The sequence below is a fragment of the Mesorhizobium sp. genome (assembly GCF_041661565.1).
Classification (GTDB): domain Bacteria; phylum Pseudomonadota; class Alphaproteobacteria; order Rhizobiales; family Rhizobiaceae; genus Mesorhizobium.
This window is the reverse complement of record NZ_JBAZUD010000168.1, coordinates 1-10,128: the sequence shown is the minus strand read 5'-3', so window position 1 is coordinate 10,128 and position 10,128 is coordinate 1. Positions and strand designations below refer to the sequence as shown.

At 65.4% G+C, this 10,128-nt stretch carries 2 protein-coding genes and 2 pseudogenes; 2 read left to right on the top strand and 2 right to left on the bottom strand.

Annotation, left to right across the window (positions count from 1 at the left end; translation table 11 throughout):
• Together WC739_RS22290 and WC739_RS22285 are read right to left on the bottom strand one after the other, a co-directional pair.
• A pseudogene (locus WC739_RS22290) lies at positions 1 to 265 on the bottom strand (penicillin-binding protein 1C); the annotation flags it as partial.
• A 194-nt stretch (positions 266 to 459) separates the two neighbouring features.
• A complete protein-coding gene (locus tag WC739_RS22285; protein ID WP_372955161.1) occupies positions 460 to 5,940 on the bottom strand; it encodes an alpha-2-macroglobulin family protein in 5,481 nt (1,826 codons plus the stop codon).
• A 271-nt stretch (positions 5,941 to 6,211) separates the two neighbouring features.
• On the opposite strand from WC739_RS22285, the gene WC739_RS22280 reads away from it, so the two are divergent.
• The gene (locus tag WC739_RS22280; protein WP_372955160.1) at positions 6,212 to 8,140 is read left to right on the top strand and encodes an autotransporter assembly complex family protein; all 1,929 of its coding nucleotides are present in this window, start codon (positions 6,212 to 6,214) and stop codon (positions 8,138 to 8,140) included.
• 3 nt (positions 8,141 to 8,143) lie between these two features.
• A pseudogene (locus WC739_RS22275) lies at positions 8,144 to 10,128 on the top strand (translocation/assembly module TamB); the annotation flags it as partial.

Sequence of the window (10,128 nt, the reverse complement as noted above, 5' to 3'; positions counted from 1 at the left end):
GCATGTCGACGAATTGCTTGTCGACCTGGTCCAGCCGGGTTCCCAGCCGCCAGTAACCATCCGGCGTGGCGAAGGCACGCAACAGCTGGCCGTCGCGGTCCTGGACTTCGGTCGAGACCGTGAGTTCCGCCGGGAGTGGCGGCGGGAAGGCGCGGTCGAGCTCCCAGAGGGATGCGATGGAGACCAGTGCCAGGCCACCGACGCCGGCTGCGGCGATGGTGATGCGGCGGATGGATTTCCTGGAGAACACGGCGCTGCCCCTCATCCGGCTGCCGCCACCTTCTCCCCGTATAGTGACGGGGAGAAGGGAGCTGTGGCATCCATCGGCGCTTTCTCTGCGACGTTCGAAGTTGGCGAAAGCTTTGCTGCCGGCCTCTTTCTCCCCGTCACTATACGGGGAGAAATGCCCGGCAGGGCAATGAGGGGGCGGCACAAGCCTATCCTTCATATCAGCAACCCTTACGGCGCCTTGATCTCCATCATGCCGGTGGCGGTACGGGCCGAGTATTGCGGCCGGTACATGTCCTCCACCGTGGCGGCCGGATGGGCGTAGGTGCCTGGCGTCACGGCGCGCACGACATAGGCGAGCGTCAGATTGTGGTCGTGGTCGCCGTCGGCCGGGTTGAACGCCGCGACGAACCGGTCGTCGCGGAATTCGAGATGCGCGGCATCGGTCTGCGCCAGCCAGGAGAAGTTCGTCAGCTGGGCGCTGGAGACCAGGCCTGGATTGTCGATCTCGAAGCCGGCGGGCAACAAGTCGGTGATCAGCAGGCGCGACGGCCAGCTGTTCTGCTCGTTGACCTTGAGCACGACGACATAGCGCTCGTTCTGGGTTGCCTCCGTCACATTGGCTTCGGTGCCGTCGAGCTTGTAGTAGGTGCGCTCGATGGTGAAGCCGTCGCCGCCGGCCGGCAACGGCTCTACCGGCGACGCCACGGTGGTGACGACGGCCTGCAGAGGGGTCTTGCCGGTGTTGGCGATTTCAAGTGGGCTGTCGGCGAGCTCGCCGCCATCGACCTGGTTGGAATAGCCGCCCGAATGCGGCGCGCCGTTGACGGTCAGCGTGATCGCATCATTGCCTTCCTTCAGCGCACGCGCCGCCATCAGCATCCAGGATTCATCCTGGGTGCTTGTCCAGTCGGCCGCGGCGCGTTCCCTGGTCACCAGCTTGATCAGCTCCGGCACGATCGTCGGCACCGGCTTCGATTCCGCCGCCAGGGCCAGCATCGCCGCGCCGTCACGCAGCGGCGAGCCATAGTCGGAACGATAGTAGTCGTAGGCCGTCGCCGATTTGGCCAGCTGGAGGGCGGCCTTGAACGTCGCCTCCGAGCGCTGGGTGTCGCCGTAGAGCGCCAGGCTCGCCGCCAGCTGGGCGACGGCCATCGGGCTCGAGAAGGCTTCCAGCTGGGTGTCGGCGTAATAGCGCAGGTCGCCGATGGAGGCCTTCTTGTTGCGGGCCAGGACGTAGAGGGCGTAGGCGATCTCGCTGCCGCGATCCTGCACGCTCTGGTCGTAGCCGAGAGAATTCTGCAGGTTGCTCAGCGCCTGGTTCATGGCAAGGGCCGGCACGTCGTATTTCTGCTCGCGCGCCCGGGTCAGGAACTCGCTCACATAGGCGTCGAGCCACGGATCGCCGGAGCCCGGACCCCAAAGGCCGAAGCTGCCGGACGAGGACTGGTAGCTCAGCACCTTGTAGATGGCGTCCTGGACGCGGCCATGCAGGTTCGGGTCGCTTTCCATGCCGATGCTGGAGGCCAGGTCGTTGACATAGAGCAGCGGCATGGCGCGGCTGGTGGTCTGCTCGGCGCAGCCATAGGGGTAGCGGTCGAGCGTCATCAGCAGCGACGGTACGTCGAAGGCCGCGGCCTGGGAAACGCCGACGCTGACCGAGGCGCCGTCAAGCAGGCTTGCCGCCAGCAGTTCCTTGTCGACGCGTAGCGCGCCGCCATTCGGCTTGAGGTCGACCACGAGGCGGGTGGTGACAGGCAATTGCGCCGGGCGTACCGGCACATACAGCGTCTGCTCGACCCTGGTGCCGTCGGCATGGGCAAGCTTGATGGTGAGAGAGGCATTGCCTGCCGTGGTTGCGACCAACGGCACGGTCAGCGTCTGGCGCTTGCCCTGGGCGAGCGTCAGCTTCGCGGGCAAGGGCTTGTCGCCGGTCGACAGGTCGCCCGTCGTTTCGATCGACAGCGCATAGTCGCCGGCAGGGCCGTCGGTGTCGGCGACATCGAGGCGCATGACGGCGTTGTCGCCGGGCGCGAGGAAGCGCGGCAGGCCGGCGGTGATCACCACTGGATCGCGAACGATGACATCGGACTGGGCATGGCCGACCGCTTCCTTGGTCCAGGCGACGGCCATGACGCGCACGGTGCCGTTGAACTGAGGGATGTCGAAGTCGATCCTCGCCTTGCCGTCGGCATCGAGCTCGACCGGACCGGAGAAGAAGGCGACCAGCTTTTCGGTCGGCGGGCTGCCCTGCGCCTGCATGTTGGAGCCGTCGCCGCCGGTCCTGATCTTGCCGGTGTTGCCCAGCGAACCGTCGATCAGGCGGCCGTAGAGGTCGCGGATCTCCATGCCGAGCATGCGCTGGCCGAAGAACCAGTTCTCGGGATCCGGCGCCTTGTAGTTGGTCAAATTGAGGATGCCGACGTCGACGGCGGCGACCATGACATAGGCGTTGGCGCCCGGCTGCATGCCGGCCACGGAAACCGGGATCGACAGCTGCTGGCGCGGCATGGTCTTGTCCGGAGGTGTCAAGGTAACCGCGAGCTTCTTGGAGCCGGGGTCGACCTTCAGCCATTTCACGCCGATGGCACGGGCCGGCATGCGCGTTTCCTGCGCATCGCCGGGCCTGAACAGGGTTGCCGTGACATAGGCGCCGGCGCCCCAGTCTTCGCCGACCGGGATGTCGACGGTGCCGCCGCCGGCCGGCACGGTCGCCGTGACGGTCTTCAGTAGCTTGTCGGAACCGATGTTGATCAGGAGTTCACCGGCAAAATGCGGCGAAACCTTTAGCTTGGCCACTTCGCCGGCGGCATAATTGTCCTTGTCGAGGGCGATTTCCAGGCCATCGGGCGTTTCGGTGGTGGTCGAGGAGACGTACCAGCCGGCGTCGAACTCATAGCTGGTCGCCGGTCCCTCGGGATCCGACGTTTCGACCTCGAGCCGGTACTGGCCCCAGTCGACGGGCACCGAGACCGTCCCGTCTCCGTCGGCGCCAAGATCGACCTGGCCGTTGGCAATGGACTTGGTGAAGGTGACCGGCTCGTAGTTCCAGGAATTGTTGGACCGGTACCACTGGTAATTGCGTTCGACCTTGACCAAGGTCCAGCGCGCACCCTTCAACGCCTCGCGCTTGCCGTCGGGATCGACGGCGATCAGGCTGAACTTGGCCGTGCCGCCCTGGGGCACCTCATTGTCGGCGAAGTCCGGCCGGATGCCGATCATGTGGCCCTGCGGACGAATGCCGATGTCGAGAGAACGCTCGATGGCGCGGCCGCCTGTTTCACGCATGCGCACCGTCACCTTCGCGTCGACCAGCTTGGTGGTGGAGGGCAGCTGCTCGACGGAGACCGGGAAAATCACCTTGCCGTCGTCACCCACCACCGGCAGTTCGGCGAGGGGGGTGACGGTGGGTTCGGCCGACTGTTCGTCGGCGAGGCCGAAGGAGAAACCCTGGAAGCGGTCCCAGTCACGCGACGTCGACAGCGTCAACTCGCCCTCGAGCGCCAGGCCCGCCGCCGGCGCGCCATAAAGGAAGCGGCCGTCAATGCTGATGTTGGCGGTTTCGCCCTGCGCGATCTCCTTCTTGTCGGCGGTCATGTCGAATTCGATGCGATCCGGCACGAAATCCTCGACCAGGAACATCTGGCTGGCGACCGCCGGCTGCTTGGGATCGGTGTAGATCGACACCGACCAGGTGCCGCGCATGGCGTTGGGTTCGAGCGGCAGGTCGACGGCATGACCGCCGGCGGATGCGCCGTCGCTGACGATGCGGCGGTCCTCGACGCCGTCGGGGCGCGAGAAGATGAAGGTCAAAGGCAGGTTGTCGACGGCCTTGGCGGCGCCGTCGCGGGCAAGGGCCGCGACATGGACATCCTCTCCGGCGCGGTAGATGCCGCGCTCGGTCCAGGCATAGACGTCCAGCGCGCCTGGCGCCGCGCGCCCGGTGACACCACGGTCCGACAGGTCGAAGCCCGCGCGGCCCATGTCGAGGAAGACGAAATCGTCGTCGCCCTGCTTGGCCATCAGCACCGCCGGCACCATGCCGCCGTCGCCGCGTGTCAGGCCGGGGTTGAAGACGGCGTGGCCTTGCGCATCGGAGATCGCCGTGCCGAGGACCTCGTTGTTGCGGGCAACCAGCGTCAGCTCGGCGCCGGCGATCGGCTTGGCGCTGCCAAGCGAGCGGGCGAAGACATTGAGCCCGTCCTGGCCGGTATAGGTGGACAGCCCGATATCGGAAACGACGAACCACTGGGTGGCCAGCGAACTGTAGTCATCGCCCTTGCCGTCGACGGCCTGCGCGGTCAGCACATAGACGCCGGGCTTGCGCTTGGGCAGCGCTTCGTCGACCGGGAAGGAGGTGGTGACCTCCTTGTTGAGGTCGTTGGCGATGTCGAGCTGGCCCTGCCAGACCGGCGCGCCCATCTGCTCGGAGATGTTGGAAATGTCGTAGCTGTCAAGCTGGTGCAGGAACTGGTAGCCCGACAGAAGCTGCGCCAGCGAACGGTCGCCGATTCGGTAGAGCTTCATTTGGGCGACGCTCATGTTGACGGTGACGACCGGGATGCCCCGGCGCGCGCCTGCCGGCAGGACGAAGCTGTCGCCGGTGAAGCGAGCCGAAGGTGCGCGGTCCTGCACATAGATCGACAGCACCACGGGCGCGGCGGTCACTTCGCCGATCGCCGCCGGCAGCCCGGCGCGAAAGGTGACGTCATAGTGCTGGCCGTGTTCGAGGCCCTCGACGCAGATTTGCTTGTCCTTGGCCTCGACGCCCTTCGGCGGCGCGTTGTCGACGGTGACGAACTGCGCGTAGTCGACGCCGGTCTTGACCAGATCCTCGGAAAACTGCGCGCAGATGCGCGGCGCACTGGTGTCGGCATCGACCGTGTGGTCGACGACACGGAAGCCCTTGCGCGCCTTGAGATCGGCATAGTCGGCCTGGACGGCGGGCGACGCGACCAGCGCAAGGCTGGCTTCGTAGGCCTGCAGGGCAGGGCGGTAGAGGTCGCGCTTGTCGAGGCCCTTGCCGAGCAGCGCAAGCACTTCGGCCCGCGCCCTGGTGGTGCGCGACAGTTTGTAGGCATTGAAGGCGGCCGAGGTGCCGTTCGCAGGCAGAGTGGAGGCTTCCGAAGTGTTGGCGGCGGGCTCCACGGCCAGCGTTTCCCGCGCCAAGGCGAGCCAGAGCTGGCCGTCATCGGGCAGGACCGAGACCGCGGCTTCGTATTTCAGCATGGCGGAGCGATGGTCGCCGCCCAGCACGGCCTGCGCGGCCGCGCTGGTCAGGCCGGCAATGCCCTCGGTCGGCTTTTCAAAGGCCGGGCCGAGCAGCTTGTTGCGGTATTGCTGGGCCTGGTCTGCCATCCAGCTGGGGAAAAAGGCCAGCTCCGGCGGCGCGCCGATGTCGGGATCGCCATCGATGGTGACCACCTTGCCGGCCACCGCGCCATTGAAGGGCTTCAGCTGGTTGTAGTCGGACTTGAGGAAGCACCATTTCGCCTTGTTGTTGTAGGTGAAGGCGCGGCAGGCGGGATCGCCCAGGCAGGTCGTCTTGCACTGGTCGAGCGTGACATTCTGGTCGGACCTGAGGTCGAAGCCGAAATAGTCGGAATTCTCGGTTGTTGCGATTCGCCGCGCTTCGGCCGCTTGCGCGACAGGGCCCCAGGCGAAGAGAAGAAGGATCAGAATCGACAGACCACGAGCCGCGCGCATTGCCATTACACCCTCCAGACAGTGCTGACGTCCAGGCATGATCAAGCTTCAGTCAAGCTTGTCAACACAAGGACGCGGCAGGGTTCCGCCCGCCAACGGTTTCCTTTCCGGCGGAACGCCGGTAGTACCTCCATAGGATAGGGATCACGCATTCTTGCGAAGACGCAAAAGGTGTGAATTCCAAGCCCGTCCTATTTCAGACAATTGGATTGTGGCCCCTTTACGAGCATTTCAAAACTTCATTCCAATTTTAGTTTTGTAACCTAGGTTGTGTTTAATGTCGGCGGATGAAGAGCAGATGTCAGGGGGCACGGCGCCACGGCGCACGCTTCCGCGCGCCCTGCTTTTGGCTGCGGTTTGCGCGGCCGCGCTGGCCGGGGAATCGAGACCGGCGGCAGCCTTCGAACTGTTCGGCATCAAGCTGTGGGGCTCGTCCAGCGACGAGGATGCCGACATTGTCGATCCGCTGCGCTACGCCGTCACCATCAATGCGCCCGACGCCGACAAGGACCTTGTCAAGAAGCTTGGCAACGCCTCGTCCCTGGAAAGCGACGTGGACCGGCCGGTGGCCGGTTCGCTGGGCCTGATGGCCAAGGCGCGGGGCGATCGCGAGCAGCTTGTCGCCGCGCTCTATGCCGATGCGCGCTACGAAGGCGTCGTCACCGTCACCATCGACGGCAAGCCGCTCGACGATCTGCCGCCCGATGCCGAGTTCAAGGGACCGCAACCCATCCCGGTGGTTATCGACATTGTCGCCGGCCCGAAATTCACCCTCGGCAATATCAGGCTTGAAGGTGACGCGGCCGGGCTTATGAGCGCCGATTATGGCCTTATCTCCGGCGGCGATGCCGGCTCGGGGTCCGTGCTCAAGGCGGAAGCGCTGATCGTTCGGACGCTGAAGCAGGAAGGCAGGCCGCTGGCCAGGGTGACGGATCGCCAGATCGTCGCCGACCATGCCACCTCGACGCTCAACGTGACGCTGACGGTCGCGGCAGGCCCGGTGGCCGGTTATGGCGCGACCACGGTGGAAGGTACGGAAAAGGTCGATCGCGACTTCACCGAATACATGACCGGCCTCAAGCACGGCCGGCAATATTCACCCGAAGAGGTCAGCGACGCGCGCGACCGGCTGCTGGCGCTCGAGGTGTTCAACAGTGTGACGCTGAAGGAGGCCGACAAGCTCGACGCCGACGGCAACATCCCGATAGGCGTCCAGGTCAGCGAGCGCAAGCCCCGCTATTTCGGCCTTGGCGGCACCTTGTCCAACACCGAGGGCCTTGGCCTGGAAGGCTATTGGGGTCATCGCAACCTTTTCGGCCACGCCGAAAAGCTGCGCATCGAAGGCGCCATAAGCGGCATCGGTAGCAATGGTCTGGGCGAGCTCAACTACAATGCCGGGGTGATGTTCGAGAAGCCGGGCGTGGTCGGGCCGGCATCGAAGTTCTTCGCCGGCGTCAAGACGGTGCTCGAGCATCCCGATGCCTATGACCATTTTTCGGTCAAGGGCAGCACCGGCCTGTCCTACGAACTCGACAAGAAGCAGACCGTCTCGGCGGAGGTGGCGCTCGATTATTCGCGGATTACCGACGCCTTCGGCAAGCACAAATACCTGATCGCCAGCATCCCGCTGCAGTATGTCTACGACAACAGGGACAACCGGCTGAATCCGACCAGCGGCTTCAGGCTGCTGGCTTACGCCGAGCCGAGCTACGACATCTTGAGTGGTGCCGCCTTCCTCAAGCTGAAGGGCGAGGGGTCGGCCTATCAGTCGGTGGATTCGGCATCGAAGTTCGTGCTGGCCGAAAGGGTCGCCGTCGGCTCGATCGTCGGCACCAGCCTGGAACATGTGCCGGCCGACCGGCGCTTCTATTCGGGCGGTGGCGGCTCGGTGCGCGGCTACGCCTATCAGGGCATCGGCCCCAAGGATTTCAACGGCCAGCCGATCGGCGGCCTCTCCTTCTTCGAGACCTCGGTGGAAATGCGCATCGCCATCACCGACACGATCGGCATCGTTCCGTTCGTCGATGCCGGTTCGGTATCGACGAAATCGATTCCGAACTTCTCCGACGTCAAGGTCGGCGCCGGCGTCGGATTGCGCTATGTGACACCGTTCGGACCGCTGCGCATCGACGCCGCGGTGCCGCTCAACCGCGATCCGGGCGATCCGACTTTCGGCATCTATGCCGGCATTGGGCAGGCGTTCTGAGCGATGAAGACAGTCTGGCGCATTCTCCGCATTGTCGTTTACACGTTGCTCATCGTCGTCGCCGGTGCGATCGGCGCCCTGGTGGTGCTGACGAAGACCGAGCGCGGCCGCGACAATCTCGCCGGCATCATTTCAAGGCTGGCCTCGAGCGACGACACCAAGATCACCGTCAGCGGCATCGACGGCGTCTGGTCGGGCAACCTCAGCGTCGACCACGTCGTTCTCGAGGACCGCCAAGGCGCCTGGCTGGTGGCGCGCAAGGTGGCGGTCGACTGGTCGCCCCTGGCGCTGCTGTCCAAGCGATTCAGCGCCGACCGCATCGCGGCCGAACGCATCGAACTGGCGCGGCTGCCGGTTGCTTCGACCCAGCAGCCGGCCCAGAGCAGCACGACGACACTGCCGGTTTCGGTCGACGTCAAGCAGTTCGATCTGCCTGAAATCGCGCTTGGCCAGGACCTTGCCGGCAGCGGCATCGCCGAACTCGCGGCCAAGGGGATGCTCAAGGCCGATGCCGCGCCGCTTGCCGTCGAGACGACGCTCAACGTCACCCGTCACGACGGCAAGCAGGGCAATGTCGACGCCAAGATCCACTTCGCCCCGGCCGACAACAGGCTCGATCTCGACCTCAAGGCGTCGGAGCCAGCGGGTGGCATCATTGCCAATCTGCTTAAGCTGCCCGATGCGCCGCCGGTCGACATCGCGGTGTCGGGCACCGGCCCACTCGCCAACTGGAACGGCATCGGCACCTTCAGCGTCGACGGCAAGATCGTCACCCAACTGACCGGTCGCCATCAGCTTACCGACAAGGGCAACCATGTCGAGGCCAGGGGCGATGGCGATTTCGCGCGCTTCCTGCCGGAGAATTTGAAGCCATTGTTCGCCGGCAAGACCACGTTCGATGTCGCGGGCATTGCGACCGCCGCCGGCGGCATCAGTGTCGAGCGGGCCAACATCGACAGCGATGCGGTGCACGGCACCGCCAAGGGCATTGTCGACCCGGAAGGTGCCAGCGATATGTCCGTCGAACTCGCCACCAAAGGGCCGCCCGTGGTGATCAGCGTCGGCAGCAAGGAACAGCCGATCACGCTCGCGATCAAGAATGCAACCGCACGTGCCTTCGGTGACGGCCGGGCGCCGGCCGTCGACATCGGCGCCTCGTTCGTGTCGATCGTCGCCGGCGGCACGCGCCTGGACGATCTGGCGGCTCAGATCCACTCCGATGGCTTCGACATCCAGAACCGCGCCGGGCCGGTGACCGTCAAGCTGGAAGCGGGCGGGCTGAATACCGACGTGGCGACGCTGGCACCGCTGATCACCGGCAAGGTCGATGTCGACCTGGCCGGTTCGATCAGCAAGGACGCCATCGCCATCGACGAGGGCACCTTGCGGTCCGACGCGCTGAACGCCTCGCTGACGGCGACAGTGGCACTTGCCGATCTGTCGATGCAGCTCAAGATGAATGCCGACGCCGTGGCGACAGCCCTGCCGCCGCAGATCGCCTCGGTGCTCGGCGCGCGGGTGAAATTCTCGGCCTCGGCGACTCGCGACCCGCAGGGTTCCTTCGCCGCCAATTCGATCGAATTCACGTCGGGTTCCCTCAGCGCCAGCGGCACGGCGAGCGCGCAAGGCACGGACATCCAGGCCGACATAAAAGGCAAGCTGGGGGATGTTTCGGTGCTGTCGCCGATGGTCGGGGTGCCGGTCGCCGGGGGCGTCGACTTCGCCCTGTCGGCCAGCGGCGCCCGGACCGCGCCCGATTTCACGGTCTCCGCCGACAGCGAAAGTCTGACCGCCTCCGGCCGCACGGTGAAGAGCATCAAGCTGACGGCAAGCGGCAAGGCCGACATCGCCAATCCCGCCGCCACCATCGCGCTGACCGGTCTGGTCAACGAACAGGCACTCGACATCAAGGCGGCGCTGGTGACGAGCGACGGCAAGCGTTCGATCAATGGTTTCCTGGTTTCGCTGGGCGACAACAAGGTTTCGGG